The organism is Rhizobium sp. Root1220, from assembly GCF_001426265.1.
Lineage (GTDB): Bacteria > Pseudomonadota > Alphaproteobacteria > Rhizobiales > Rhizobiaceae > Rhizobium.
Genome location: NZ_LMDG01000037.1, coordinates 1 through 26,507, shown reverse-complemented (window position 1 = coordinate 26,507; position 26,507 = coordinate 1). Strand labels below are relative to the sequence as shown.

Genomic DNA, 26,507 nt, shown 5'->3' with positions numbered 1-26,507 from the left:
AGCATGCGGCGGCGACTGTAAGGTGTTTTTCTGACAGAGCGTCATGGGAACTTTGCGCCGCCACTAGATGATCCGTCGAAAATCCTGGGCATCCAGCTGAGATGCTACTTCAGCTTCACCAGATCATCCGGTTTCCAACTCTGATCGAAGAACTCGACGCCCGTTCCGTAGAGGCGCAGGGCGGCAAGGAAGTTGCGGCCGTCGACCGTCTGAATCCAGTTTGACTCCGGCGCTTCTACGGGTTTGCTTGGCCCGAAGAACAGATCGACCGATCCGTCACCATTGGTTTTCACCTTGTTGAAGGCATTGATCGAAGGCATGAGCTGCTCTGCCGCCGTCATCGTGCCGTCCGTAATGTTGTACGCCGTCACTGCCCAAAAGAGCGCGGCTGGCGGATGTGGCGGCAGGTGCAGCCTGTAGGACTTCGAGCCGTCCAGGAAATCGCCGTCTGCATCCCGTGTCGCAAACGGGTATTTCGATCCTGCGTCGAGCGTGCGCATAACCATGGCAGGGGCTGACGAATAGGCGATCTGGAAATAAGAGGCACGCTGGATGATATCGAGATAGCTGTCCTGCATCCACTCGGCGGTGGCACCCGCCCAGGTGTTCTGGTACTGCCGGTCCTTGTAGTAGAGATCGCGCTTGTCGGGACGACCGAGCTGGCGGCTCGCCAAGACCATTTTCGGCGCGGTCTCAACTGCCTTTTGCAGGGCCGCGTTCTGCTTGTCGGTGGGCTCGAATGGGGCACCCTTGACCAAGCCGATGGAGGCAAGAACACCGCGCGTTACCGGATCGATGGACGCAACGGGCTCGTAGTCGACGAACGCCTTGAGCTTCGCCCAGTACGTGCTGCCGGTCGGGTACATCATATTGACTGCTTGCCGCTTCCATTCGGAAACTCCATCGCCTTGACGTCCTTCTCCGGTGACCAAAGCGGATAGACACGGGTGCGCTCTGCGTTTGCCACCGCAGGTACTGGATCTGGCCCATTCTCGCCTTTGGGCATGATGGTGCGGAAGAACAGGAACACGTTATAAGTGGGCGATTTGAAGGCGAAATAGCCCTTGGGCACCTCACCATCGTAGTCTGGGGGCAGGAGCAGGTAGAGACCGCCCTTCGCCCCGTCCGGACCGATTGCGCCGACATCCGTGATTGTCCGTTGGAAGAAGTCGGTGAACATGCCGATGACGTTCGGCGGTGCTGCAACGACGAGAGGACCATCCTTCTTCAGGTCCAGATAGCTCATTGAATAGATGACGTCGGCATTTGGCGTCGGAACCCAAGCGCGGCTATCCATGCGATCCTTCCAGATCGGCAGCACATTGTATCCCGCCCCGAACGCGGCTTCAGAGCCATCTTTCATGCCGACGGTATTGAGGATCGGGATCGTCAGGATGTAAGCTTGCACGGCGTTCTGATAGTAAAACTCGTCACGAAGCTGCTCGGCTTCCTGTTGCGGCAGCCAGTTTCCCTTGTTGATCTGCTCCATCAGGGGCGGAATCTGGCTGGTGGTTTCCTGAGCTTTGGTCGGGAGGCCAACTGTGACCGCAAGTCCGACGAACGAGGCGGCAGTTGCCGCGCGGAACTGCAATCTCAACATCGTATATCTCCTAGCCGGGGTTAGCCGCTCTGCGGCGTTAACGTCTCGCTAATAGAAGATGGAAGAGGGCCGACATGGAAGTACGTTACAGTAAATGCAGGCGCAAATGACGGCACTGCGCCTCAGACACTTTCATAAGTCTGCGGTGGGCCGCAAGCCGCCAAAACTGCGTCTCTATCGTGCAGAACACGCGCCAACACTCCCACAAACAAAAACACCCGACGCTTCGCGCTGCCGGGTGCTTGAAATTCGCTCTCGCGAAAAGCGCTTACCTGGAAACGGCTTCGAGGTACTTCGGACGAGCGTTGCGGTAGTCGAGGTAGTGGGAGTGCTCCCAGACGTCGACGCCGAGGATCGGGCGACGTGAACCAGCGCGTTTTCGCCGTTCGGAGTCTTGGAGATTTCCAGCTTGGGAGAGCCATGCCCAGCCGGAGCCGAACTGCGTCGTGACGTCGATGATATCGGCCTTCTTCACATTGCCGCCGAAGTGGTTCACTCTAAAATATGCGGACGCGGAGCCGTCGCCTTCCAGACGTGCAGAAGCGCTGGAACGCCAGGCCGTACCACGGACCGCTCGATTCATCGGGGGTGGCTGCGTCCATAACGGGCAGCCAGGGGAGAGGCAAATGGGGCTGGCCGGCGCAGTGGGATCCTTTGTCGTGATCTTCCTGCTGATGATCGGCATCACCCTGTGGCTCAGGTATCGCGGCGTGTTGGCGCGCGCGCAGGGGGCATCGATTTCCGCCGTTATCACCGAGGGCGTGCTGCCGGCGATGATCTTCTGCTATGTGGCGCGCGCCCGGGAACAGCTGGACTTCCTCGAAATGGCCGCGGTCATCGGCGCCGCCGAATGCGTCGCGCTGGCGGTCTCTGCGCTGATCGGAAGCGCCCTCAGGCTGGACCGCGCCGCGCTCGGCGGCTTCACCCTGACGTCGAGCTTCGGATCGACCTCGCTGATCGGCAATGCGCTGCTCGATATCGTCTTCCATGGCAGCCGCGCCGTGCTCGGCATGGGGATGGTGATCGGCCAGTTCGGCGTCGGCGTCCCCAACAATACGCTGGGCCTCTGGATCGGCATGCGGTCCGGCGGCCAGCGCCCGGGCGGCGTTCTCAATTTCCTCCTGACCCCGGTGGTGATCGCGCTCCTGCTCGGGATCGCCTGGAGCCTGTCCGGCATCACGACAACCAGCTCGGCAGCCGCCCCATTGTTCGGCGCACTAACGCTGACGGGAGCGTCCCTGCCCTTTCTCGCCGCGATGGTGACCGGCCTCAGCCTGACGAATGTGGACTGGCGCCGGCTGCTGCCGCTGATCGCGATCAGCCAATTGATCCAGCTGATCGGCAAGCCTCTGTTCGTGCTGCTGCTGCTCTGGCTGTTGGCGCCGCCGCGCCTGGACCACGAGGTCACCCTGCTGCTTGCGGCATTGCCGGCCTCGCCGCTCGCCGTCGCCTTCGCCACCCGCTTCGGAGGCGATGCGGAACTCGCGTCGGCGCTGGTCCTAAGTTCGACGATCCTGTCGGTGCTGACGCTACCGCTGGTCGCGCTGCTTGCATGATGCTTCTCGGCCGGAGCGGCAAAACGGCGTTCCGACCACGCAAACGATCCCGCGTGACCCCAAACAAAAACACCCGACGCTTCGCCGCGCCGGGTGATTGAAATGCTCTCTCGCGAAAACCGCTTACTTGGCAGCGGCTTCGTAGCGCTCCAGGACGTAGTCCCAGTTGATCAGGCTGTCGACGAAAGCCTCGAGGTACTTCGGACGGGCGTTGCGGTAGTCGATGTAGTAGGAGTGCTCCCATACGTCGACGCCGAGGATCGGGCTGGCGCCGTGAACGAGCGGGTTCTCGCCGTTCGGGGTCTTGGAGATTTCCAGCTTGCCGTTCTTGACGGAGAGCCAGGCCCAGCCCGAGCCGAACTGGGTCGTGCCAGCGGCAACGAAGTCGGCCTTGAACTTGTCATAGCCGCCGAGGTCGGAGTTGACAGCCGCTTCGAGCTTGCCCGGCAGCTTGTTGCCGCCGCCGCCCTTCTTCATCCACTTCCAGAAATGGATGTGGTTGTAGTGCTGGGCAGCATTGTTGAAGAGACCGGCATTGGTGCCGAAGGACTTCTTGACGACTTCCTCTACGGAGAGGTCGGAGAGGCCTGCCTCGGCTGCGAGCTTGTTACCGTTGTCGACATAGGCCTTGTGGTGCTTGTCGTGGTGGAACTCCAGGGTTTCCTTCGACATGAACGGGACAAGCGCTTCATAGTCGTAGGGAAGTTCGGGCAATTCAAAAGCCATTGTCGTCTCCTTTTGGCAATAGTTTGCGTAATCGGCAGGTGTGGCGGAACATAGGAGCGCAAGCCCCGCGAGGCAACCGGCGAAATGTCAAAAAAGGTTGCCTGCGGGGAAAATTCACCCGCGCTAAGGACTTGGCTTCAAAGGCGCAAATCGCTCGCCGTGCGGGTTGCTGCCTCAGGCGCCAGAGCGGGACCGACGATGGGTGGCAAGGATGTTTGCACTCCGTTCCAGGGCTCGGTGCCCGGGGGCAGCGGGCGACGCGCATGCCGTCGTCGATTTCTTCGGCAGCGAGCACTACGGGATGGAGCCGGCGACGGGAAGCCCGAGGTGGCAAACGGCTTCGTCAGCTGCTTCCGCATCGATGACAACGAGACGAAATCCGGCGAACCCGGCGACAAATTGGCGAGCTGCCAGATGCGGCCTTGCGTGAAAAATAGCGTATCCGAGCGCCTGTTGCGCAAATATCACAGGTTCGATCATCAAAGCTGTTGATTGTCACATGCCGTATTTTGACAGCTACACATAGCCGTTCCTAGATGCAACCGGTAGCATGCGTTTACGGAATCAAAGCAATTTTCGATAGGCTTCGCTTATTTAGCTGAAATCCATATTTCGCCGGCGTTTTGACAGGGTACTTTGGGGCACACGTCATGGTCATGAGCTTTTTTCGTCGCGGAGAAGAAGGCGGCAAGTCGCTGCCGACGAGCGGATACCGACCGGCATCGATCACCGAACAACGCCCCGGCGCCGATGAGCCGGTGCGCTACGCCATCCCGGACGTCAACGATTTCGCTGCCTTCGGTTCCGCGCTGGAAGAGAACCAGCGCACCTCGGAAGACCTGCTCTCCAGCCTCTCGTCGCTGCAGGATCGTGTATCGTCGCTGCTTGGCACCCACAGCCAGTCACTCAACGAGACTGGCTCGCTGCGTGCCGAATGCGCACGGATCAGCTCGCTCCTCGACTATGAAAGCAACGCTCGCCAGAAGGCCGATCAGGACAATGTTCGTCTCGCGGCCGACAACAAGGACTTTCGCACCGACAACGCGCAGCTGCGCGTCGAGATCGACGCCCTGCGCGACGAACTGACGAAGCTCCAGAGCCTTCACAAGATCACCCGCGAAGAATTCACCATTATCGAGAACCGGCTGCTCGATGCCGAGCGTGAGCTTAGCGATCGAGCCATCCAGTTCGACGAGGCAGCGACCCTTCTCAAGCGTGCGCAGTCGGAGCTCGACCAGCGAAGCCGTGAACTGTCCGCCACGCGCGAAAGGCTCGACAGCGAGTCGACCGCTCATCAGTTGCTGATCGAAACGTCGCGGCGGGAAAATGGCGTCCAGACCCGTGAGATGGCCCGCCTCAACGAAGAGCGTGGCCACCTGAAGAGCCGTCTGCTGGAACAGGAAGCGATGGTGCGCAATCTGCAGATGGCGGTCGCGAACACCAAGCAGGACCTGTCGCTTTTCGAAGAGCGCCACAAGCGCCTCGAAGTCGAGTTCGAGACGCTGCAGGGCTCATCGGCGCTGGAGATCGCACATCTGACCACACGGCACGAAGCGATTGGCTCGAAGGCCGAACTGGTCGAAAAGCTGCTGCTTACGGCGAACGGCCGCAACAAGATGACTGACGAGGAACTGCAGGCGGCACGGACCGACCTCAAGCGTGTCAAATCGGATCTGGTAACGGCTCTTTCCCGCTCCGAGCGTCTGGACGAGGAACTGAAGCGGGCGCGCGTTTCGGGGACCGAAAGCGAAACCGCTCGTCGCGAACTCGCCTCGCAGGCCAACGAGCTGACAATAAAGCTGCGCGAGGCGGAGAGCCTTCGCGTGCGGCGCGACCGGGATACCGATGCATTACGGCGCGATATCGATACGCGGATGGATTCGGACCGCTACGAGATCGGCCAGTTGCGTACCAGCCTGGAGATCGCCAAGTCGGAAATCCGCCAATTGCGTGCCGAGCGGGCAATCCTGACCGGACAGCTCGAAGTCGCTCGCAGCGACCGATCCGCGGTCTCCTCCTCCAGTGCGCTCGACGAGCAGACCGACGACGTCCGGATGCCATCGGCAAGCTATACGCCGCTGATCGACATCTCGGAAAAGTCGCTGCGTCCGGGAAGCGGGACGTTGAGCTCCGATACACCCGAATTCGTTCGCATCACGCCAGCCGAATAGGCCGACCTGCACCGGCGTCCAGCCCGGATGATCCGAGCCCGGTGCCAAGCCTTGCTTTTGCCGGTATTCTAATGGTTTCTTAAGGGGCTAGCCCGGAGGAGACCATGGCGCTCGGCACATCGCATCGCTTGCAGGACGGCATCGAGGCCGTCGAGACCATGACGCGGTTTGCGCTCGCCGTGCTGGCGCTCGCGTCCGGCGTCTACACCTATCTCGGCGTGCGCAGCATCCTCGACGGTTCGGCCACCGCCGTCTTCTTTGCGGCGCTGATCTATTCCAGCGCCGTCTCCGTCGCGATCTACGCCTTCTGGACTTACATGGCGCGCTTCTATCCGCATGTGACGGGTGCGGCGGGACGCGCCAAGATGCTGGGCGTCATGGCGCTTGGCTGCATGATGATCATCGCCATGTCGAGCTGGCTGAATGCAGCGGCGCTCGCCGGGTCGGCCGCGCTTGAGCAGCACCTTGCCGAAACGCTAGAGGGCTACACCGCCGATCTCGACCAGGCGCATCAGAACGCGCTGGCCGCCCAGAGCCTGCTGCCCGATATCCAGCGAACGCAGGAGCGCTTCCAGCGGCTTGCGGACCAGGAACGCGAGACCGGAGCGCTCACCGGCACGACCGGCGCCGGCAGCGTCGTCCAGCTTCTCTCGCAGATGGCCTCGCAACTCACCGAACTCGAAAACGGCATCAACGCCTCGCGAGAGCGGGTGACGACACTTTTCGATGAAGGACGCAAGCATCTGGAGACGATGCGGACACTGGTGTCGGCGCCGGGACCGATCGACCCGCGCGCCGATCAGTTCGCTGCCGAGGTCGTCGGGCTGTCCGGCGTCATCACCTCGCTCGAGCAGACCTCGATCGCGCCGTCGGTCAAGCGCGCGGCCGAGGATCTGTCGCTCGGCTTCATCGCGCCGGTTGCCGACGGGCGGGAGGCGGATCTTGCCAACCGGCAGGACGAGGTGATGGAGACGATCCGGTCTTCCGTTGCCGCGCAATCGAAGGTGCTGTCCCAGGCCGCCGAGCAGATCCTCGCCCGCCCGCCGGTGGCGGAACGCCGCTTCGTACCGCTTTCATCGGCCGAAGCGGTGCTGCGCTATGCCTCCGATTTCATTCCCAGCTGGGCCGGCGCGATCTCGATCGACATCCTGCCTGCAGTGCTGATCTTCATGCTGTCGATCGTGCACTCGACGCTGCGGCGCCAGGAACAGACCCTGCCCTTCGCTGAGCGGATCACCGCTGCCGAACTGCTGCAGGCGCTGGAAGTGCAGCGCGCCATCCAGCAGCGTGGCGTCGATATCGGAACGGCATTGGCCAACGCCGAGGATGCAGCCACGCCGGGTCAATCGAACGTTGCTAGCCTTGACCTATCCGGCAAGGGACCCAGGAAGGGACCACCTGCATGAGGTTCGAGACGGCGGGGCAACGGCTGAAGGATTACGTGCTGGTGGCCGACGACGGCACGCTGATGCGGCACGTCTTCCATGCGCTTCTCGCCGCGGCGATAGCTTTCGTCCTTATCGACTGGCATGAAATCAGCACGGCGAATGGAAAGCTTCCAGGCTACGATCCGATGCCCGGCAGCATGCCGCTGCTGCCACCTGCGCTGACAGAGGGAAAACCGCAGAACGCACCGGTCGAAATCACCAGCGACGCGGATGTGCTCGCCAAGCCGGTCCGCTTCGAACTGCAGCAGGGCGGCGTGCTGCTGGCACGAGGCACGATCGAGCCTGGCGCAGCGGCTCGTTTTCAGGCCGAAATCGACGCGCGCGGCGAATACGTGAAGTCGGTCGCGCTCGATTCGCCCGGCGGATCGATCGACGACGCGCTGGCAATCTCCAGACTTATCCGCGAGCGCGGGATCGGAACGCGGGTGGCTGACGGCGCGTTGTGCGCGTCCTCGTGTCCGATCATCATGGCAGGCGGCATCATGCGCGTCGCCGACAAGGACGCGGTGATCGGTGTCCATCAGGTCTTCAACGGCACCACGGAAAGGCTTTCGGCGGAACGCGCCATGTCTGAAGCGCAACGCATGACCGCCGACGTTACCCGCCATCTGGACGCGATGGGTATCAAGCCGGGGCTGTGGATTCATGCGATGGAGACGGCACCCGACCGGCTCTACTACCTCTCCCAAGAGGAGATGAAGCAATACGCGCTGACGACGCCAAACCTTTCGCCTGTGGCGAAGAAAGCGAAATAGGCCCAGCGAAAGCCCTTCGCTGGCACACACAGGACTGTTCCGCCTCCGCTATGGCTTGGAAAGTTCGCGACGATGGTCCAAGGTCGGTTGCGCATCCGACAGGAACAACCAATGCCATCGACCGAACTGCTCATCACATTCTTCGTCACGACTGCTCTCTTTGCCTATGTTCCGGGTCCGGCGATGCTCTATGCCGCCGCGCAGACATTGGCGCGTGGCCGGAAAGCGGGCTTGATGGCAACGCTTGGCATTCACCTCGGATGCTATGTTCACGTCGTCGCGGCTGCGGCCGGACTGTCGATCATCTTCCACGCGGTCCCCGTGCTCTACATGGCGGTGAAGTTGATCGGCGCCGGCTATCTTGTCTGGCTCGGCGTCTCGCTGTTCCGCGCCAGAACCCAACCGGATGCATCCGTCAGCGGCTTGCAGCCAAAATCGGGTCGACGCGCGTTTTTCGAGAGCATCACCGTCGAGGTCCTCAATCCGAAAACGGCCATATTCTTCATGGCGTTCCTGCCGCAGTTCATTGACGCCTCGGCGAGCTTTCCGGTGTGGCTGCAATTCTTCATCCTCGGGACAATTGTCAATTTAACCTTCTCTTCAGCCGACATCGTCTGCGTGATGCTGGCGGGCGCAGTCACGTCAAGACTGCGACGGTCGAGCTCCGCCCAGCGGCTTGTGCAGCGAGCCGGGGGTGCGATGCTGGTGGGCCTCGGCACCCACCTCGCCCTGCAAAGAAGCTGACAGCCTCGGCTGCAGTGCCGATTCTCTTGCGCGGCGAAGGCAACATGGTTTCGCACGCGGCGCAGCCCACATTCACGACCAATGCGAAGGCCACGACATGTCCGATACCAAATGGGATGCAGCCGCCGCCGAGCCCGGCTCCATCCACTGGAAGCGCAACCTCGCGGTTTCGTTGATCGGCTCCTTCACCACCATCGTCGCCATGACACTGCTGCTGCCGTTCCTGCCGCTCTATGTCGAGGAACTCGGGGTCAGCGATCATGCGGCGATCGTGCAGTGGTCGGGCATCGCCTATGGCGCGACCTTCTTTGCCGCCGCCCTCGTCGCGCCGCTCTGGGGCCGGCTGGGCGACATCTATGGACGAAAGCTGATGCTGGTGCGTGCCAGCCTCGGGATGACGGTAGCGATTTCGCTGATGGGCATGGCCGGGAATATCTGGCAACTGGTGGCGCTGCGCCTGTTCGTCGGGCTTGCCGGCGGCTATTCCTCCGGGTCGATGGTGCTTGTCGCGACACAGACGCCGAAGGATCGCTCGGCATGGGCGCTCGGCACGCTCGCGTCCGGCATCATGGCTGGCAATCTGGTCGGGCCGCTGATCGGCGGAGCGTTGCCGCCGCTGATCGGGATTCGCGGCACGTTCCTGGCCGCGGGTGCGATGATCTTCCTCGCCTTCCTGGCAACGACGTTCCTGATCAAGGAGGAAAAGTCCCCTGCCCGCAAGCAGGCGGCGAAGGCAAGCGGCGGTTGGGCCTCAATCCCCGACAAGCGACCGGTTATTGCGATGCTCGCTACCGGCATGCTGCTGATGCTCGCCAACATGTCGATCGAGCCGATCATTACCGTCTACGTGGCGCAACTGGTGGGCAATCCGGAAACTGTGACGATGACCGCCGGCATTGTCATGTCGGCGGCGGCGCTCGGCGCCATCCTGTCGGCGTCACGGCTCGGCAAGCTTGCCGACCGCATCGGCCACTGGCCCGTTATTGCCGGTGCGCTGGCGGTGGCCGGCGTTCTGCTGATCCCGCAGGCGCTCGTCACCAGCTCCTGGCAGCTGATCATCCTGCGTTTCCTGATGGGCGTGGCGCTCGGCGGGCTGCTCCCCTGCATCTCCGCCGTGATCCGTCACAGCGTGCCGGATAGCGCGGCGGGCAGTATCCTCGGTCTGTCGGTGTCGTCACAGTATGTCGGCCAAGTCGCCGGACCGGTGCTGGGCGGCTTCGTCGGCGGCCATATCGGCATGCGGGCGGTGTTTCTCGGCACCTGCGTGCTGCTGATCGCGGGCGCGGTTTACGCGTGGGCGGTGCGACCGAGGACGGCGGCGGGCTAATTGCCGCCGCTCTACATAAGCAGATAGTCCACCGGCACGGGAAGCGGATCCAGGTCCTTCTCGCCCATGGCCTCGCGCAGGTTTATCTCGATCATGTCTGCCAAAGCGCCGATCGGCAATGCATTCTGCTGGTTGCCGAAGGGTTCTTCCAGCTCGTCGCCGAGCGCATCGAGACCGAAGAAGGTGTAGGCGACCAGCGCGGTGGCGAACGGCATGAACCAGCCCAGCACATCATCGAATCCGAAGGGCAGCAGCACGCAGAAGAGAAACGCCGTGCGATGCAGCAGCAGCGTGTAGCCAAAGGGCACTGGCGTCCAGCGGATACGCTCGCATGCGGTCTGGGCGGCCATCAGATCGCCGAGCGTCCTGTCGAGCAACTGGTAGGAGATGTCGGTGAGCATGCCCCTGGCGCGAAGGTCGGCAAGCTCGCTTCCGATTGCCAGTGAAAGTGCCTCGGGCGGCGCGCGGCTCGCCCGATAGCGCGCCTTCAGGTCCTCGGACAACAGTCGCTCGACCTTGTCGCGAGTGCTGCCGGTGCGCAGATGCGGAACCAGCGACTGGATGAAGGCGATAACCAGAATGAGCAGGCGCTCGCGGGCATCGCTACCGCCCCTGCCCGCAGATGCTTCAAGGACCAGCGTCTGGCGCGCGAAATGTCGCGCGGAAAAGACGAGCTGCCCCCACTGTTTGCGGGCTTCCCACCAACGGTCGTAGCAAGCGTTGTTGCGAAAGCCGAGGAAGATCGAGATCGCGATGCCGAGAAGCGCAAAAGGCGCGCCACTGATCACCGGCAACAGGCCCGGCCGGAGGGTATGGGCGAACACCACCAACGCGGAAATCACGCTGGTGATGAGGATCTGCGGAAACACCTGCTGGATGATAGAGCCGCGAAGAATGAAGAAAAGGCGAAGCAGCGTTGGACGGGGGCGCACGATCATGACACAGCCATTTCGCTCCTTGCCGGATTAGGGGATGCCGACCTCCCCGCCAGCGGGGTTGTCCGGACGCGGCGGGCGCGGCCGGTTCACATTAAAGCAGGATTGGTGATCGTGGTCAGCTGTCGCTTTCGCTGCGGCCAAAAGCCCAGTGCATGTACAGCTCGAACGCCTTGCGGGTTACCGGCCCCTGCTGGAAATCGCGATCATCGAGGCGATTGACGCCGACGACCTTGGAGTAGTTGCCCGTCGTGAAGATCTCATCGGCATTGGCGAAATCCTCGACCGAGAGCGTGACTTCACGCACCTCGAAGCCTGCAGTGCGCAACAGGCGGATGACACGCGCGCGGGTGATGCCGGCAAGAAAGGTGCGGTTGGCGATCGGGGTCGAGACGATGCCGTTCTTGACCATGAAGACATTGGAGGATGCGGTTTCGACAACGTTGCCGTTCATGTCGCGCATCAGCGCGTTGTCGAAGCCGCGGCTCCTGGCGTCATGTATCGCACGACCACTGTTTGGATAAAGCGCGCCTGCCTTGGCATCCGTCATCGCGGTTTCCGGCGACGGGCGGCGATAGGGCGAAACCGTCAGCGAATTGGGCGCGTTGTTGCCCAGCGGCGCCTCGAACAGGCAGAGCGCGAAACGGGTGGATTCTCCGTCAACCCGGACAACGCCGCCCGGCGAACCATGCTCGCCCCAATACATCGGCTTGATGTAGATCGGCGTCTTGCCATCGAATTTCTTGATCCCCTCCCAGGCGAGCGCCTCGATCTCCTCGGCGGTCTTGATCACCTTCAGTCCCATGGCGACGGCGGAGCGGTTTAGGCGCTGGCAGTGCAGGTCGAGATCGGGCGCGATGCCATCGAACCAGCGGGCGCCGTCAAAAACGGTCGAACCCAGCCACATGGCGTGCGAGGTTGGCCCGATCAACGGAGGATTGCCGGCAAGCCACTCTCCTTCAACATTGGTCCAGGTGGTTGAGCGGGGCGATGTATCGACGGCCATGAGACTCCTCCTTCAAATGTTCGAAGAGCAAAATCCCCAGTCGAAGACGCGGTCAAGCGGGAAATGCACGACGAAAAATGCTAAGCAAGAAAAATGCCTTCGAGGAGTCATTCTCGGCAAGAATCATTCGCATTGGTCCACATCCGCGCGATGGGTGCATCAACGAATATCATGGATGCGTGGTTTGAAGCACCAGCAGCGGCATGCCATCATGGGGCGGCGCCAACGCAGGCAAAACCGGAGCACGACGCGATGAAAGCCATGTTCTACGATGCCTTCGAAAGGGCGCCGGAAATCCGTACCTTGCCCGATCCGACACCCGGCGAGGACAGCGTCGTCATCGCCGTCGGCGCGACCGGACTTTGCCGCAGCGACTGGCACGGCTGGATGGGCCACGATCCCGATATTCGCCTGCCACATGTGCCGGGCCACGAACTTGCCGGGAAGGTGGTTGCGACCGGCAAGGGTGTCGTGCGCTTCAAGATCGGGGACCGGGTCACCGTGCCCTTCGTCTCCGGATGCGGCCACTGCAGCGAGTGCCACTCGGGCAACCAGCAGGTTTGCCCCAACCAGTTCCAGCCCGGCTTCACCCATTGGGGCTCCTTTGCCGAGTACGTGGCGATCGACTATGCCGATACCAATCTCGTCCACCTGCCTGAGACGATCGACGATGCGACTGCGGCGAGCCTCGGCTGCCGCTTCGCGACATCGTTCCGCGCCGTCGCCGATCAGGCGCGCACCGGTCCCGGCGAGTGGATTGCCGTGCATGGCTGCGGCGGCGTCGGTCTATCGGCCATCATGATCGCGACGGCGCTCGGCGCCAATGCAATCGCCATCGACGTCTCCGACGAGAAACTTGCCTTTGCCCGCGAATGCGGTGCCGTGGCGACGATCAACGCGACAACCGTTGCCGACGTGGCGGAGGCCGTGCGCGACATAACCAAGGGCGGCGCGCATGTCTCGATCGATGCGCTCGGTCATCCCGTCACCTGCTTCAACTCGATCAAGAACCTGCGCCGGCGCGGCCGGCACGTGCAGGTTGGCCTCATGCTCGGCGAGTACGCGACACCACAGATCCCGATGGCGCAGGTCATCGGCCACGAACTGGAGATTTACGGAAGCCACGGCATGCAGGCCTGGCGCTACGACGCGATGCTGTCCATGCTCGCGGCCGGCAAGATCGCGCCGCAGAAGCTGATCAGACGACGCATCAACCTCCTCGAGGCAATCCCGGCCCTGATGACCCTCGACAAGGCGGAAGCCACCGGGATCAGCGTAATCACGCAGTTCTGAGTAGAAGTGCGCACAACCAATCACAATCAAAGAGAGCTTTTTGGTTTATTGCAATCTTTGGTTTATATCCCATACTTTGCTCTACCGGATGATCCGGGTTGGAGGAGAGAATGGGAACGCGCTTTATTCTTTCGATCGACGGCGGCGGCATACGCGGCCTGATCCCGGCGATGATCCTTGTCGATCTCGCGAAGCGGCTCTCGGGCATACCGCTGCACCGGGCTTTCGACATGATCGCCGGCACATCGACGGGCGGCATCATCGCCGCCGGCCTGACGTGCCCGCACCCAACGGAGCTGGGCGAAGCAGCCTGCACGCCCGAGGACCTGGTCAGCCTCTACGAAGACGAAGGCAAGGAGATCTTCAAGCGTGACATCGTCTCCAGCGTGGCCAATTTTCTCGGCCTTCATGCGGCGAAGTATCGGCCAGAGGCATTGGCCGAGAAGCTCAGACGTCGCCTCGGCGAAGCCACGCTGGACAAGGGGCTTTCGACCGTTTTCCTGACCGCCTACGACATACAGAAGCGGGCTGCTCTCTTTCTGACGAATGCCGACAACAAGAATAGCAGGTTTCGCTACTGGGAAGCGGCGCGCGCGACATCGGCAGCCCCCACCTACTTCCCGCCAGCGCTGATCGAACGCGTGGGAACGGAGGATATCGAGGAGCGTTTCGTGGCGTTGATAGACGGCGGTGTGTTTGCCAATGATCCCATTCTCGGCGCCTATGTCGAGGCACGAAAAAGGCCGTGGGAACAGCAGGGAGACACGCTGACGTTTCTTTCGCTCGGAACCGGGCAGCAGAACCGCGTGGTGCCCTATCAGGAGGCGAAGAGCTGGGGCGTGCTCGGCTGGATGGATCCCTTGCGCGACACGCCGCTGATCTCGATCCTCATGCAAGGCCAGGCGAGCACAGCCGCCTACCAGGCCAACAAGCTCCTCAACCCGGTGGATACGGGCCTCGATTACTCCACGGTCGTAACGGAGGAGAACGTCGACAGCCTCAGTTATTTCCGGCTCGACCGGCAATTGACGGCGCAGGAGAACGACGCGCTCGATGACGCATCGCCCGGCAATATCATGGCACTGAAGAGCATCGCGGGAGACATGATCAGGGATAACGGACGCGCGCTCGATGCTGTCGCCAAACGCATTGTCGCCGAAAAACATTGATGCTCGTACCGAGCGCTATCTTGATGATGACCGGGTCAGTTCCCACTTCACGGCCGGTGAATCGCGGCATTCGCGACGAATATTGGCGGGTTGCCAAGATCTTTCGAAAGGTCTATCGCGCTCGCCGCCAAGAAAAAGAAAAGCGAGACATGATGTCCAACTCATTTGTGCAACCGCATGCCCCGTCCGGAGCGAAGGTGTTCTTCGTGATGGGCGACCGGGTCGAGCGACGGGCTCGCCTGGAAGGAACCTGGCTGAATATCTTCGACATTACCGTGCCGCCCGGTAGCAGGACGCCGATGCACCGGCACAACAGTCCCGAGGTCTTCCGCATTGTCGAAGGCAGGCTGAACGTGCGCCGGATGACAGATAGCGGCCTGGAAGAGTTCGAGGCAACGGCCGGCGACATCGTCCGGATCGACGCCAACCAGCCGCATGGCTATGTCAACGCCAGTGCCGAGCCCGTGGTCTTCTCGGCGATCGTCGATAGCGACATGGTCGAATTCTTCGAGACCGCCGGCTTGCAGGAGCCGCCGAAGGCTGCGCCTTCGCCCGAGACGACCGCGCGCGCAACCGCCGCCGCGAATGCTCACGGCATCACTATTCTGGCCGCTTGAAGCCTCCGCAATGGCCCGGGGATGGCTCCCCGGGCGGTTGCCCGCTCCTCGCATTGTTGTCACATAAAGATCGTATAAACGAATTTGCACGCGCCCCCTTGCGCTGAAACCCGTTCATCTTCAAAATTGTGGCATGCCCGACAGCGACCCTTCCAGTACCAGTTCCGCCCATCCCAACCGGGAACTCCCGGCCGATGACGGCGGCGACTACTGTAGAAGATGCGGCTGCCAGCACGGGGTTCCCGCGCATTTTCCGACCGCCTGCGTTGCGGTTTTCTCGCCTGTCCCTGCGGCAGACGAGTGCCTGAGTGCCACGCGCGGCCGCAGCTATTATTTTCATAGTAAAAGGAGCGGCCATCTGAAGTGGCCGCATTGAACCATTGATGTTCTTCGACTGGATATCCGACCCTTCCGCCTGGGTCGGTCTTGCTACGCTGATCGTGCTCGAGATCGTTCTCGGCATCGACAACCTCGTCTTCATCGCCATCCTGGCCGACAAGCTGCCTCCGCACCAGCGCGACCGTGCGCGGCGGACGGGTCTTGCCCTCGCCTTGCTGATCCGCCTGGCGCTGCTTGCGTCCATTGCCTGGGTGGTCACGCTGACAGCACCGCTCTTCTCGGTCTTCGACCGTGGCTTTTCCGGCAGGGACATCATTCTGATCGGCGGCGGCGTATTCCTGCTCTTCAAGGGAACGATGGAATTGCACGAACGGCTCGAGGGCCATACCGAGACCAGCGAAAAGAAGGTTGTCCACGCCGTCTTCTGGCAGGTGATCGTGCAGATCCTCGTGCTGGACGCGATCTTCTCGCTCGATAGCGTCATCACCGCCGTCGGCATGGTTCAGCATCTGCCTGTCATGATGATTGCCGTGGTTGTCGCCGTCGGCGTCATGCTTTTGCTTTCCAAGCCGCTGACGACCTTCGTCGGCAAGCATCCGACCGTCGTCATACTCTGCCTCGGCTTCCTGATGATGATCGGCTTCTCGCTGATCGTCGAAGGCTTCGGCGTCCACCTGGCAAAGGGTTACCTCTACGCCGCCATCGGCTTCTCGGTCATCATCGAGGCGCTGAACCAGCTGGCACGGCACAACCGCGAACGCCTGATCACGCCCAGCAATATCCGCGAGCGCACTGCGGATGCGGTTTTGAACCTGCTGGGCGGCAAGCGTCCGCAGGTTACGCTCGGCTCGACGGCAGATATGATCGCCGAACAGACTGCCGAAGAAGAAGTCTTCACACCCGAGGAAAAGGACATGATCCAGGGTGTGCTGGCGCTCGCGGAGCGGTCGGCCAAGTCGATCATGACGCCACGGATCGGCATCGATTGGCTTGACCTCGACGCGCCACAGGACGAATTGCAGCGCCGCATCGTCGATCTCGGCCATTCGCGCTTTCCGGTCGCACGGGGAAGCCTCGACAATTTCATCGGCGTCGCCAGCGCCCGCGACCTGCTGCGCGACCTCATTGTCGAAGGTGCGATCAATCCGGAACGCTCCATCCGCCAGCCCCTGGTGGTTCACGAGAGCATCAGCGCGCTGAAGCTTATGGAACAGTTGCGCCACTCGAGCCAGGCGGTCGCCATCGTCCTTGACGAGTATGGCGCTATTGAAGGGATGGTGACGCCGACGGACCTGCTTGAGGCCATTGCCGGCGAATTCCCTGATGAAGACGAGGAGAAGCTGACCATCGAGCGCGGCGAGGACGGCTCACTGACGGTCGACGGCTGGATCGACATCAGACATGCCTCGAAGCTGCTCGACGTCGATCTCGTCGATGAGGCGGACCGCTATTCGACGCTTGCGGGTTTCATCCTGTGGCGGCTGGGCCACCTTCCCCACGAGGGCGAGAACGTTGCCTCCGCCGATCTTTCGTTCGAGGTCGTGAAGCTCGATGGTCGCAATATCGACAAGGTGCGCGTCAGGCGCATCGATGAAGCCGCATAAGCAAGGAGACATTCCATGGCATGGTCTGCCAGCCAATATGTGAAGTTCGAGGACGAAAGGACGCGCCCGGCGCGCGACCTGCTTGCTCAGGTGCCGCTCGACAGCGTCAATCACGCGGTCGACCTTGGTTGCGGTCCCGGCAATTCGACTGAACTGATCATCGACCGATACGGCGCCGAGAGCGTCTCAGGTCTCGACAGCGACGTGAACATGCTGGAGGCGGCGCGCAGGCGCCTTCCGGGGACGGCGTTCGTCGAAGCCGACCTCGCCACCTGGCACCCAGCCGAGCCGGTGGACCTGCTGTTCGCCAATGCCGTCTTCCAATGGCTGCCGAACCATATCGACATCTTCGAACGCCTTATGGACGGGCTGGCTCCCGGCGGCGTGCTCGCCGTACAGATGCCGGACAACCTGACGGAACCGACGCATCTGTTGATGGAGGAAACCGGACATGCCGGTCCGTGGACGACGGCATTCGAGACCAGGAGCGTTCGGCGCACCCCGCTGCCGCCGCCGGCGACCTACTACAGTCGCCTTATCGGAAAGGCTGCGCGCGTCGATGTCTGGCATACGGCCTACAACCATCCGATGGCGGATGCGGCAGCGATCGTCGAGTGGGTAAAAGGGACCGGCTTGCGGCCCTATCTCGATCACGCCGGTGAGGACCATCGCGAAGCGTTCCTGGCCGACTACGTCGCGCGCGTCGAAAAGGCCTATCCGAAGATGGCCGATGGGCGGGTGCTCCTGAGATTTCCGCGAATCTTCATGGTAGCCGTCAAGGGCTGAGGCTGTCGGCAAGGCGAGCGGCGCCACGCCTTGGCGCCGCGGCGGCCTGGGGCGTGCGACTTACCCGCCGACGCCGTGAATTCACCATCCTTGCCGCAACGGCTGCAAGCCCTATAGTCGCCCAGAACAGCGAGGAGATCCTTCATGGCCACCGCCCCTACTCCGCCAGTCACGCTTGTCATCTTCGGCGCCAGCGGCGATCTCACCCGACGCCTGCTGGTGCCCGCCATCATCAATCTCACGCGTAGCGGTCTGGTCGGCGACGATCTCCACATTCTCGGTGTCGGCATCGAGCCTGGCGACGACGCATCGCTGGTCACGCGTCTGGACAGCTTTCTCGCCGGGCTGGAGGAGCCCGTTCTCCCCGAAAAAGACGACGCCTGGCGGCGCCTGCGCGAACGCGTTTCCTATATCGCCGGCGACTTCACCAAGGACGAGATCTTCCTCAGCATCAAAAAGCGTCTAGAGAGCGCCCACTGCAGCAATGCAGCCTTCTATCTGGCCGTGCCACCGCAGTTCTTCGGGCCAATCGTCGAGAAATTGGCGGAGCATGGCCTGACGCGTGAGGTCGACGGATGCTTCCGGCGTATTGCGATCGAGAAGCCTTTTGGAACCGACCTCGCCTCCGCCCGCGCGCTGAACGCCTGCATCCTCGGCAAGGTTGCCGAAAGCCAAGTCTACCGGCTCGATCATTTCCTCGGCAAGGAAACGGTGCAGAACATCCTGACAGCGCGCTTCGCCAACATGATGATCGAGGCATTGTGGAACAACAACTACATCGACCATGTGCAGATCACCGCCGCGGAGACGGTCGATGTCGGCACGCGCGGCAAATTCTACGACGCAACCGGCGCCTTACGCGACATGGTCCCCAATCATCTGTTCCAGTTGCTGGCGATGATCGCCATGGAAGCGCCGAACGGCTTCGGTGCCGAGGCGATCCGGACCGAAAAGAGCAAGGTGCTCAGCGCCCTTCGCATCTATACGCCCGAGGAGGCGACGGAGCATGCGGTGCGTGGCACCTATACCGCCGGGACGCTCAACGGCAGCAATATCACGGCCTTTCGGGAGACCAAGGACGTATCGCCGGACAGCAAGACCGAGACCTTCGTCGCCACGAAGCTCTACGTCGATACCTGGCGATGGGCCGGGGTGCCCTTCTATCTGAGAACCGGCAAGGCGATGACGGCACGCGATACGGAGATCGTCGTAACCTTCCGCCAGGTTCCGTTCGCCCAGTTTCGCGAGACCGACGTCAAGCGCAACCTGCCGCCGAACAAGCTGGTGATCCAGGTTCAGCCGGACGAGGGGCTGAGTATCGAGATATCCATCAAAGCGCCGGGACTCTCGGTCGATACCGTGCCGGTCTCGCTCGATTTTCGCTATGCCGACAAATTCGATATCGGCAAAATGACCGGTTACGAGTCCCTTCTCTACGATCTCTTCATCGGCGACCAAACACTCTTCCAGCGGGCCGACGGCATCGAAGCCGGATGGGCCGCAGTTCAACCGTTTCTTGATATCTGGGCGAAAAGTGCCGAGCGGCCGGATCCCTACGCACCCGGCAGCATGGGACCGGCCAGCGCGGAAGACCTGATACGCAAGGACGGAAGAGAATGGCACGAACTGGGCGTTATGTTGCACAACCAGACCCATAATAAAACGTAAAAAATACACGCATAACTAAAGTAACGCGAAATAGAAGATCGGCACTTCTCCTCTGAATTCACATAGAATATTCCGCTGCAATGACTAACCTACCTCAAATCAACATAACGATGGTACACTATACAAAATAAGGATGAATTGACCGCCGCGGATCATGGGATGAAGATTTTATTGCTGACTGCGTTGCTTTTTGCTGCGACAAAGAAGGCGGGGCTCGTCCTACCCCGGCGAGCCTTTCTTGTTTTTTTCAACCGAAAATCGTATAAACGATAAAATATTCGTAATTGTTAATGTTCGATTAATATATTTACTTGCGCTCTTCGGCGGCCTTGCTAAATCTATCTTCTGGGCTTTGGGGTATTCATATGACGGACATGCATTCCAAAAATCGCTCGACTTCCGATCAGCGCATGGAGACCTGCAGGTCGGAATTGGAACCCATTCTCTTCGAACTCATCAGGAACGGTGAGAAAAGGGGATGGAAAGCGGCCGAAATCGCTATGGCGCTGGCCGATGCGGCCGACGACGTCATATTGAAGCTGGCCAGGGAAACGAAGAACAAGCATTGAGCGGTTGTCCCGCCACCATTTCCGGAAAATATCAACTTCAGGTATGCTCCTTTAGCGAATAGAGAAACGCTTGAGATTCGTCTCCGGTGATTCCGTGTGCTTCGTGCAAGGGAGGTAGATTTGCAGTTGCTTGCCGCCGCGCTTCTGGCTTGTGGATGCGTCAGTCTGGCTGAGGTGGCGGATTGGCCACCTGCAGAAGACTTCGTGTCCGGGATGAGCTGCAATCAAAGGTCATCTCCGCAAACCTGCGAGCATGTTCGGGCAGTGTGGGACGAAACCTATGCAAATGCCATCACCGGACAGTACGAAAGCCAGCGCACGGTCGCGTTGTGCCTGAGCACCGGTTGCGACGACGGCATCGTCGAAGATCGAGTTCTGGGTTGCGCCTGGCGCTATGTCGTCGTGGCCTCCGGCAACCCGAAACTGAACCACGGCGACAGGATCGATCTGGACACGTTCTGCGGGCCGAAACGACTGGACGATTCCGGCCGGCTCGCCGCGCAAGCCAAAGCGAAAACCTGGCTTACGTTGCTGGGTGTCACGCACTAGAGAGGGAAAGGGGCGGATGCTTGCCGCCCGCGTTCCAATTCAGACGAACTGGCTGAGGCCAGGCACGGAGGAGACGACCTCTTCAACCACGTCCTTGCCTGCATGCTGCTCGGCAATCGCCATCGTTTCCTTGGCAAGCGTGGTGATCTCGCCCATACCAAGACCTTCGGCCATCAACTGCTGGCCAAGCGCCATAACTCCCCCGCCACCGAAGGCACCCATGATGCTGCCGAGGATACCGCCGCCGCCGGTCTCACCTTCACCGTTATACTTGGCAACGAGTTCGGAAGCGCCCGGAATGGACTCTATCATCTTGGCGACAGGGCCGTCGGCAGCCTCGCGCTGCAGGAAGCCGAGCATCATGCCGACTGCCTTTTCCGCAACTTCAGCCGGAATGCCTACACGTGCGGCAATTTGGTCTACCATGTCATTCATCGTCAGCCTCCAGTTTTTTGACGTTAACGTCAACGTTAGTCGAGTTTGCGGGGCAGCTCAAGCCACCCACCGCGACAACAGGCGTTATCCCAGTTTTGCTTTTAATGCAGACAGTTGTCCGCACCGAACTCCCTGCTTATAACAGGCGGGCGATAATACAATGGCATGCCAAAAGCCATGCCCCGCATATTTGACGCAATCGGCGCCGACAGCCGGAGGGAGAATTTTCGAAATGCTCGAGGATGGCAAGATTTTCGTTGGCGTCAGCCGCAAGCCGGATGACAGCATCAACAAGCCGGAATATCTCGACCTGAAATTCGGAAACCGACACGGACTGGTGACGGGGGCGACCGGCACCGGCAAGACGGTGACCCTGCAGGTGCTCGCCGAGGGTTTTTCGAGGGCTGGCGTGCCGGTCTTTTGCGCCGACATCAAGGGCGACCTCTCGGGTATCGCGGCCAAGGGCGAACCGAAGGACTTCCTGGCCAAGCGCGCCGAACAGATCGGCTTCGACGATTACGAGTTCGACCAGTTCCCGGTCATCTTCTGGGACCTGTTCGGTGAAAAGGGACACCGCGTCCGCACCACCATCGCCGAAATGGGGCCTCTCCTGCTCGCGCGACTGATGGATGCGTCAGAGCCGCAGGAAGGCGTGATCAATATCGCCTTCAAGATCGCCGATCAGGGTGGTCTTCCCCTGCTCGACCTGAAGGACTTCTCGGCGCTCCTGAACTACATGGGCGAGAACGCCACCGAGCTGTCCAGCAAGTACGGGCTGATCTCGAAGGCGTCGGTCGGGTCGATCCAGCGGGCATTGCTGGTGCTCGAGCAGCAGGGGGCTGAACACTTCTTCGGCGAGCCGGCGTTGAAGATCGCCGACATCATGCGCACCAACAATCGGGGATATGGCCAGATCTCAGTGCTTGCCGCCGATAAACTGATGATGAACCCTCGCCTCTACGCGACATTTTTGCTGTGGCTGCTTTCCGAGCTCTTTGAGGAACTGCCAGAAGTGGGTGATCCTGAGAAGCCCAACCTCGTCTTTTTCTTCGACGAGGCCCACCTGCTCTTCAACGATGCACCCAAGGTGCTGACCGAGCGCGTCGAACAGGTCGTGCGCCTGATCCGCTCGAAGGGTGTCGGCGTTTATTTCGTGACGCAGAACCCGCTTGACGTGCCCGAGACCGTGCTCGCCCAGCTCGGCAACCGCCTGCAGCATGCGCTGCGTGCCTATTCGCCGCGCGAACAGAAAGCCGTCAAGACAGCTGCCGACACCTTCCGCCCCAACCCGGCCTTCGATTGCGCGACCGTGATCACCACGCTTGGCACAGGCGAGGCACTCGTTTCGACACTGGAGGCGAAGGGCGCTCCTTCCATCGTGGAACGCACCCTGATCCGGCCGCCATCGGGCCGCGTCGGGCCGCTCACCGATACCGAGCGGCAGCAGGTCATGGACAGAAGCCCGGTGCTCGGCGTCTATGACGAAGACCTCGACCGTGAATCCGCCTTCGAAATCCTGGCCGCCCGTGCGAAAAAAGCCTCCGACGCCGACGCCGCGAAACAGGCCCAGCCAACCCAGCCGACCGAAGGCAGCGTGTCGGGTCGCTGGACGCTGCCCGGTTTCGGGGACGACAGCAGCGACGAGAAAAGCAGCGGCAGCCAAGGCCGAACGCGCTCCGCCGGCTACCAGCGCGAATCTGTGGTCGAGGCAGCCATGAAGAGCGTTGCGCGCACTGTTGCAACGCAGGTTGGCCGGGCACTGGTGCGCGGCATTCTCGGCAGTTTGAAACGGTAGTCTCCCTCCTTTTGTGGAAGCGACGTCGTGACAGTGATCTGGAGAGAACTGACCGCTGCTGAAAGGCAGATCATACAACGACTGGTGCGGCACGCCTCGCACGGGAACATCCCGGCCACATGGGACAGCGAGCACTATCGGGCCGCGGAGATCGATGCTTTCGGTTCGATCAGGCTACGGCCTCGCGACAAAGCTGATCTTGCGGCAGGCGCGGCCGCTCGCCCGGTTGCCTCGGCGTATTTCGATGACAAGGAAAAGCCCGACCCCTATGGGCCGCTGGTCGACATCATCCTGTTCGAGGCTGCCGGCGTGCTTTGCGAACTTCAGATCTGCCGCAGCGACGGCGGCGCCATCTTGCGGGAAATCGAAGCGGATGGAATATTCCTGATTACCTGCTACGAGCAGCACGGTTGAAATTTTGCATAACCGGTGCTAGTGATTGGCGCACTGAGAAAGGAGGGCTACGCGTGAAGACATACTTCCATTTCCGCCAGCCCTGCAAATGCGTGAACGCTGAAAAAATATTGTCATTTTTCAAATATTTATGACATAGTGTCCAAATCCAGTGTCCAAAATCGCCAGCGAATAATGGCGAACGTTGACGAATGTCAGCGTTGCTGAAGCGCTAGCAACATCCCCGTTGCATCAAAAAACCTGTGGTTGATTGCCTGCGTTAGGTCCGCCTCGTTGACTTGGCGCGCGAAGGCCCTCAAGGCTTGACCCCACAACTGGGGGAAGTCATGAAGAGATTTGTGGTGCTGCTGGCCGTAGCGGCCTTGGCAGGTTGCGTCAGCCAAAGCGAGATGGCGCTTTCGAACAACGTCTACAAGCTGGATATCGATGCCAGCGGCCTCATCGGAACAAGCATTGCCAAGGGACAGGCGCAACGTCGCGTGGCGCAACTCACCCTCGACAAGGGCTTCACCCACTATGTGATACAGGCTGCGGACACGCAAAACTCGCGCACCTACGCAGGCAACATGCCGGTTTATGCGAACACCAACGTCAACATCGTCGGCAACACCGCTTACGGAAACACGACCTACACCGGCGGACAGGCGATATACAGGCGGCAATCGCAGACCTCCATCGTCGTCGCGATGTTCAAATCGCCAAACGTTCCCAGCAACGCAATCGACGCGGCAGCGGTGCTGAAAAGCTCAAGATGATGCCGACACGATTTCCATCGCGTGCGGCCTGTCTATTGATTTCTCGCTTGAGAAAGCACTGCCAGCAGCAAGGCGATACTAAGTCTTCTTGGCAGACAATCTCGGTCAAATGGCGGCAGATGCGGAGCCGCTTCGGCGTTAGTGGGCGTGGATTGAAGAAAGCGGCGTGTATGTCCGCAGTGGGCCTCCTAATTGCGGCACACGCCTCTTGGGCGAGCGAATGCAACGACGCGGTCGACGCATACAACAGCGCAACACAGGACATTAGCAGTTACCTGCATAGATACGCGAACTGTGTTGCTGACAGTCGCGGAAGCGATGATTGCTCAATCGAGTTCAGACGGCTACGAAATAGCCAAGACGATTTTGAAAGCGCGGTTCGTGACTACCAGAGCAACTGCGACCAATAGGAGGTGCTTTGTACGCTACTATCCAGTGATCGTTAAGAGGGTTGGCAATGACCACAGAGCTATGGTGAGGCGGTCAATTGCAATCCCCCGCCTCTCACGCGCTACTTGATATTAATTTCACCCTTCACCACACCCGACGCGGGTGGATATGCAAAGAGCGTTGGCAAGACCGTAACCGCGCGGCGATCGTTTACCACCCGCAGATTGGGTAATCAATCAGCTGCCACTTGGTACCTTTGGGGCGAAAATAGTGTCGGATAAGGTGTACAGATAGTTGTATAAGATAGCGCGCACGTGTTGTGCAACTTACACTCATGGATAACATCAATCCCGGTAACTCACGGGGCCCATTGCTTTGCTAAACAACATTAATCTTGAAAGAAGCGTCCTCTTCTTTGTCGGCCTAGTCTTCCTTCTTTTCGCTCTCGCAAAAGTTTGGGTAGACAGCGTCACGGCGGCAGGCGGAGTGGCGCTGATAGGCATTATGTGCCTAGCGTTTTCGAACCTAGCCCGTTTCAAAAAATTCAAGGGACTTGGTTTCGAGGCAGAACTTTGGGAAGAGAAGCAGCAAGAGGCGGCAGACCTCATCGATCTCTTCAAGACCTACACAAACGAAATCGTCATGGGCAGCGTCATGAGCGGGCGCATGGGTGGCAACGGGGCGGAATGGGGCTCCCGTTGGAAGCTTTTCAACGATCTAACAGGCAGCAAGCCCGTACCCGGGGCGACGTTTGACTTCAGTGACCTTCGCAAGCGTGTTGAAGACGTGTTCCTCTTCGACATGTGCTTAAAGATGTCGGACGCTATCAGACTACCACTAAGCAAGGGCAGACAAGAGGCGGCAAAAATCATCGCTGAAGAGTTTGAAAGCCCAATAAAGGACGTGGAGAGTTACTCGGCACGCGTAAGGCAAAACGATATCCCAGAGAAATTGGTTGGTTCATTCGAAATTGCTAAAAGTGAAAATCTCGCGCGGAAAATGCTAGAACTTGCGGACCAATCAAGTGAGACGCTCAGGGAACGCTTTGGGGTAGTGGTAGAATTCGACGCGTCACCAATGTCTAGGCTCCAAAAGATCGCTGACTTAGCGGACAAACGGCCTCTGAAAATCACCGATGAGCTTATTCAATGGGCCAATCACCGCTGACCTAAAGCGGCGTTTCCGACCGTTAATAGTTCTTCGTCAAACGGCCTATGATGCGGAAACCGTTCCGAAAGTCGCGCGTCGTGTTTTTAGTGTACGAGACCGTGAAGAAGAGCCAATAGACGCTGAGCCAAAAGTATCCGCCGAACATACTGCCACAGATAGCCCTACCGGTCCGATCTGCGGCAGGGTAACCTGTCCGTCATGAAAATCTGCTCAGTTTATCAATGCTATGGGGAGGTTCACGCCGTGGCATGTGCAACATCCACTATCGCCGCTTCCTAAAATACGGCAACCATAATCATCGCATTCGCCGTTATCACAACGAGCGTAATAATTGCGGTGCATCCGTATGCCCTGCTTCGTTGAAGATCAATTCCGTTGTCTTCTACCAAAACAACGCAGAGGCTAGGCGCGCTAACACCGATCAATGGCGGTCTAAAAATCCAGATAAGGCGAAGGCGTATAGCTCTGCCTATCATTCAAGAGACGACGTAAAAAAGCGGAAACGCACGCTCGCATCGAAATGGAACGAGGAAAATAAAGAGCGCTTTTTAGAAAGTCTTACACGCCACCGAAATCTCTAACCGGAATGTAACCGCCCGATTGGCACCGCCTGCCGCATAATGCCTTAATGGCCTAAGACACGTGTTTAACGACGTCGTTAGCGACGTGTCTTATGGGGGGATCGC

General features: G+C 60.3%; 23 protein-coding genes and 1 pseudogene. 18 read left to right on the top strand and 6 right to left on the bottom strand.

Translation table 11 applies throughout. The features are described from left to right. Positions 1-104: 104 nt before the first annotated feature. Positions 105-1,600, bottom strand: a pseudogene (locus tag ASC90_RS30420) (DUF1254 domain-containing protein). A 268-nt stretch (positions 1,601-1,868) separates the two neighbouring features. After that, positions 1,869-2,183, bottom strand: coding sequence for a Fe-Mn family superoxide dismutase (locus ASC90_RS28550; RefSeq protein WP_162246996.1), 315 nt, complete (start codon positions 2,181-2,183; stop codon positions 1,869-1,871). A gap of 43 nt (positions 2,184-2,226) precedes the next feature. Between ASC90_RS28550 and ASC90_RS26335 the strand changes: the two genes are divergently transcribed. Then, complete coding sequence (locus tag ASC90_RS26335) at positions 2,227-3,156, top strand: AEC family transporter (protein ID WP_056547357.1); 930 nt, start codon at positions 2,227-2,229, stop codon at positions 3,154-3,156. A gap of 123 nt (positions 3,157-3,279) precedes the next feature. Here the strand turns inward: ASC90_RS26335 and ASC90_RS26330 are convergent, their stop codons facing one another. Then, entirely contained in the window at positions 3,280-3,882 is a 603-nt protein-coding gene (locus ASC90_RS26330; protein WP_056547355.1) for a superoxide dismutase, read from the bottom strand. 650 nt (positions 3,883-4,532) lie between these two features. Here ASC90_RS26330 and ASC90_RS26320 point away from each other — a divergent pair. From ASC90_RS26320 to ASC90_RS26300, 5 genes are all read left to right on the top strand, one after another. After that, complete coding sequence (locus tag ASC90_RS26320; protein WP_056547351.1) at positions 4,533-6,053, top strand: hypothetical protein; 1,521 nt, start codon at positions 4,533-4,535, stop codon at positions 6,051-6,053. Positions 6,054-6,157: 104 nt separating this feature from the next. Next, complete coding sequence (locus ASC90_RS26315; protein WP_056547348.1) at positions 6,158-7,459, top strand: hypothetical protein; 1,302 nt, start codon at positions 6,158-6,160, stop codon at positions 7,457-7,459. Further along, positions 7,456-8,256: a hypothetical protein gene (locus ASC90_RS26310; protein ID WP_056547345.1), complete on the top strand. Its 801-nt coding sequence runs from the start codon at positions 7,456-7,458 to the stop codon at positions 8,254-8,256. The genes ASC90_RS26315 and ASC90_RS26310 overlap by 4 nt, the downstream gene beginning before the upstream one ends. Before the next feature lie 111 nt (positions 8,257-8,367). After that, on the top strand, positions 8,368-9,000 hold the full coding sequence (locus tag ASC90_RS26305; protein WP_056547342.1) for a LysE family translocator: 633 nt from the start codon (positions 8,368-8,370) through the stop codon (positions 8,998-9,000). A gap of 97 nt (positions 9,001-9,097) precedes the next feature. Then, positions 9,098-10,327, top strand: coding sequence for a multidrug efflux MFS transporter (locus ASC90_RS26300; protein ID WP_056547339.1), 1,230 nt, complete (start codon positions 9,098-9,100; stop codon positions 10,325-10,327). Between the two features lie 11 nt (positions 10,328-10,338). On the opposite strand, the gene ASC90_RS26295 is transcribed toward ASC90_RS26300, so the two are convergent. Both ASC90_RS26295 and ASC90_RS26290 read right to left on the bottom strand, forming a co-directional pair. Continuing rightward, positions 10,339-11,265, bottom strand: a complete 927-nt coding sequence (locus ASC90_RS26295; protein ID WP_056547336.1) for a bestrophin family protein — start codon at positions 11,263-11,265, stop codon at positions 10,339-10,341. A 115-nt stretch (positions 11,266-11,380) separates the two neighbouring features. Beyond that, entirely contained in the window at positions 11,381-12,268 is an 888-nt protein-coding gene (locus ASC90_RS26290; RefSeq protein WP_056547333.1) for a branched-chain amino acid aminotransferase, read from the bottom strand. Positions 12,269-12,520: 252 nt separating this feature from the next. On the opposite strand from ASC90_RS26290, the gene ASC90_RS26285 reads away from it, so the two are divergent. The 8 genes from ASC90_RS26285 (at position 12,521) to ASC90_RS26250 (ending at position 20,862) form a co-directional block, all read left to right on the top strand. Continuing rightward, entirely contained in the window at positions 12,521-13,561 is a 1,041-nt protein-coding gene (locus ASC90_RS26285; RefSeq protein ID WP_056547970.1) for a zinc-dependent alcohol dehydrogenase family protein, read from the top strand. Positions 13,562-13,671: 110 nt separating this feature from the next. Further along, a complete protein-coding gene (locus ASC90_RS26280; protein WP_056547330.1) occupies positions 13,672-14,730 on the top strand; it encodes a patatin-like phospholipase family protein in 1,059 nt (352 codons plus the stop codon). A 149-nt stretch (positions 14,731-14,879) separates the two neighbouring features. Next, positions 14,880-15,347 (top strand): cupin domain-containing protein, encoded by a 468-nt coding sequence (locus ASC90_RS26275; RefSeq protein ID WP_056547967.1) that lies wholly within the window; start codon positions 14,880-14,882, stop codon positions 15,345-15,347. A 383-nt stretch (positions 15,348-15,730) separates the two neighbouring features. Next, positions 15,731-17,290, top strand: a complete 1,560-nt coding sequence (locus tag ASC90_RS26270) for a TerC family protein (protein WP_056547327.1) — start codon at positions 15,731-15,733, stop codon at positions 17,288-17,290. A gap of 15 nt (positions 17,291-17,305) precedes the next feature. Beyond that, positions 17,306-18,076, top strand: a complete 771-nt coding sequence (tam, locus tag ASC90_RS26265; protein ID WP_056547324.1) for a trans-aconitate 2-methyltransferase — start codon at positions 17,306-17,308, stop codon at positions 18,074-18,076. 144 nt (positions 18,077-18,220) lie between these two features. Further along, positions 18,221-19,744, top strand: a complete 1,524-nt coding sequence (zwf, locus tag ASC90_RS26260; RefSeq protein WP_056547321.1) for a glucose-6-phosphate dehydrogenase — start codon at positions 18,221-18,223, stop codon at positions 19,742-19,744. Positions 19,745-20,109: 365 nt separating this feature from the next. Next, positions 20,110-20,313 (top strand): hypothetical protein, encoded by a 204-nt coding sequence (locus tag ASC90_RS26255; protein ID WP_056547318.1) that lies wholly within the window; start codon positions 20,110-20,112, stop codon positions 20,311-20,313. Positions 20,314-20,433: 120 nt separating this feature from the next. After that, entirely contained in the window at positions 20,434-20,862 is a 429-nt protein-coding gene (locus tag ASC90_RS26250) for a hypothetical protein (protein ID WP_056547316.1), read from the top strand. A gap of 39 nt (positions 20,863-20,901) precedes the next feature. Here ASC90_RS26250 and ASC90_RS26245 read toward each other — a convergent pair whose 3' ends face one another. Next, on the bottom strand, positions 20,902-21,297 hold the full coding sequence (locus tag ASC90_RS26245) for a hypothetical protein (protein ID WP_056547314.1): 396 nt from the start codon (positions 21,295-21,297) through the stop codon (positions 20,902-20,904). A 232-nt stretch (positions 21,298-21,529) separates the two neighbouring features. Here ASC90_RS26245 and ASC90_RS26240 point away from each other — a divergent pair, with 232 nt between their 5' ends. The 4 genes from ASC90_RS26240 (at position 21,530) to ASC90_RS26225 (ending at position 25,818) form a co-directional block, all read left to right on the top strand. Continuing rightward, positions 21,530-23,092, top strand: a complete 1,563-nt coding sequence (locus ASC90_RS26240; protein WP_056547311.1) for a helicase HerA-like C-terminal domain-containing protein — start codon at positions 21,530-21,532, stop codon at positions 23,090-23,092. A 27-nt stretch (positions 23,093-23,119) separates the two neighbouring features. Beyond that, entirely contained in the window at positions 23,120-23,506 is a 387-nt protein-coding gene (locus tag ASC90_RS26235) for a hypothetical protein (protein WP_056547308.1), read from the top strand. Between the two features lie 326 nt (positions 23,507-23,832). After that, on the top strand, positions 23,833-24,261 hold the full coding sequence (locus tag ASC90_RS26230) for a hypothetical protein (protein WP_244480453.1): 429 nt from the start codon (positions 23,833-23,835) through the stop codon (positions 24,259-24,261). 765 nt (positions 24,262-25,026) lie between these two features. After that, positions 25,027-25,818, top strand: coding sequence for a hypothetical protein (locus tag ASC90_RS26225; RefSeq protein WP_056547305.1), 792 nt, complete (start codon positions 25,027-25,029; stop codon positions 25,816-25,818). Positions 25,819-26,507: the final 689 nt, after the last annotated feature.

Bases quoted from the DNA above. Each gene is read 5' to 3' on its own strand.
- ASC90_RS28550 (WP_162246996.1), bottom strand. From the start codon at position 2,183: ATGAATCGAGCGGTCCGTGGTACGGCCTGGCGTTCCAGCGCTTCTGCA.
- ASC90_RS26335 (WP_056547357.1), top strand. From the start codon at position 2,227: ATGGGGCTGGCCGGCGCAGTGGGATCCTTTGTCGTGATCTTCCTGCTG.
- ASC90_RS26330 (WP_056547355.1), bottom strand. From the start codon at position 3,882: ATGGCTTTTGAATTGCCCGAACTTCCCTACGACTATGAAGCGCTTGTC.
- ASC90_RS26320 (WP_056547351.1), top strand. From the start codon at position 4,533: ATGGTCATGAGCTTTTTTCGTCGCGGAGAAGAAGGCGGCAAGTCGCTG.
- ASC90_RS26315 (WP_056547348.1), top strand. From the start codon at position 6,158: ATGGCGCTCGGCACATCGCATCGCTTGCAGGACGGCATCGAGGCCGTC.
- ASC90_RS26310 (WP_056547345.1), top strand. From the start codon at position 7,456: ATGAGGTTCGAGACGGCGGGGCAACGGCTGAAGGATTACGTGCTGGTG.
- ASC90_RS26305 (WP_056547342.1), top strand. From the start codon at position 8,368: ATGCCATCGACCGAACTGCTCATCACATTCTTCGTCACGACTGCTCTC.
- ASC90_RS26300 (WP_056547339.1), top strand. From the start codon at position 9,098: ATGTCCGATACCAAATGGGATGCAGCCGCCGCCGAGCCCGGCTCCATC.
- ASC90_RS26295 (WP_056547336.1), bottom strand. From the start codon at position 11,265: ATGATCGTGCGCCCCCGTCCAACGCTGCTTCGCCTTTTCTTCATTCTT.
- ASC90_RS26290 (WP_056547333.1), bottom strand. From the start codon at position 12,268: ATGGCCGTCGATACATCGCCCCGCTCAACCACCTGGACCAATGTTGAA.
- ASC90_RS26285 (WP_056547970.1), top strand. From the start codon at position 12,521: ATGAAAGCCATGTTCTACGATGCCTTCGAAAGGGCGCCGGAAATCCGT.
- ASC90_RS26280 (WP_056547330.1), top strand. From the start codon at position 13,672: ATGGGAACGCGCTTTATTCTTTCGATCGACGGCGGCGGCATACGCGGC.
- ASC90_RS26275 (WP_056547967.1), top strand. From the start codon at position 14,880: ATGATGTCCAACTCATTTGTGCAACCGCATGCCCCGTCCGGAGCGAAG.
- ASC90_RS26270 (WP_056547327.1), top strand. From the start codon at position 15,731: ATGTTCTTCGACTGGATATCCGACCCTTCCGCCTGGGTCGGTCTTGCT.
- tam (WP_056547324.1), top strand. From the start codon at position 17,306: ATGGCATGGTCTGCCAGCCAATATGTGAAGTTCGAGGACGAAAGGACG.
- zwf (WP_056547321.1), top strand. From the start codon at position 18,221: ATGGCCACCGCCCCTACTCCGCCAGTCACGCTTGTCATCTTCGGCGCC.
- ASC90_RS26255 (WP_056547318.1), top strand. From the start codon at position 20,110: ATGACGGACATGCATTCCAAAAATCGCTCGACTTCCGATCAGCGCATG.
- ASC90_RS26245 (WP_056547314.1), bottom strand. From the start codon at position 21,297: ATGAATGACATGGTAGACCAAATTGCCGCACGTGTAGGCATTCCGGCT.
- ASC90_RS26240 (WP_056547311.1), top strand. From the start codon at position 21,530: ATGCTCGAGGATGGCAAGATTTTCGTTGGCGTCAGCCGCAAGCCGGAT.
- ASC90_RS26230 (WP_244480453.1), top strand. From the start codon at position 23,833: ATGAAGAGATTTGTGGTGCTGCTGGCCGTAGCGGCCTTGGCAGGTTGC.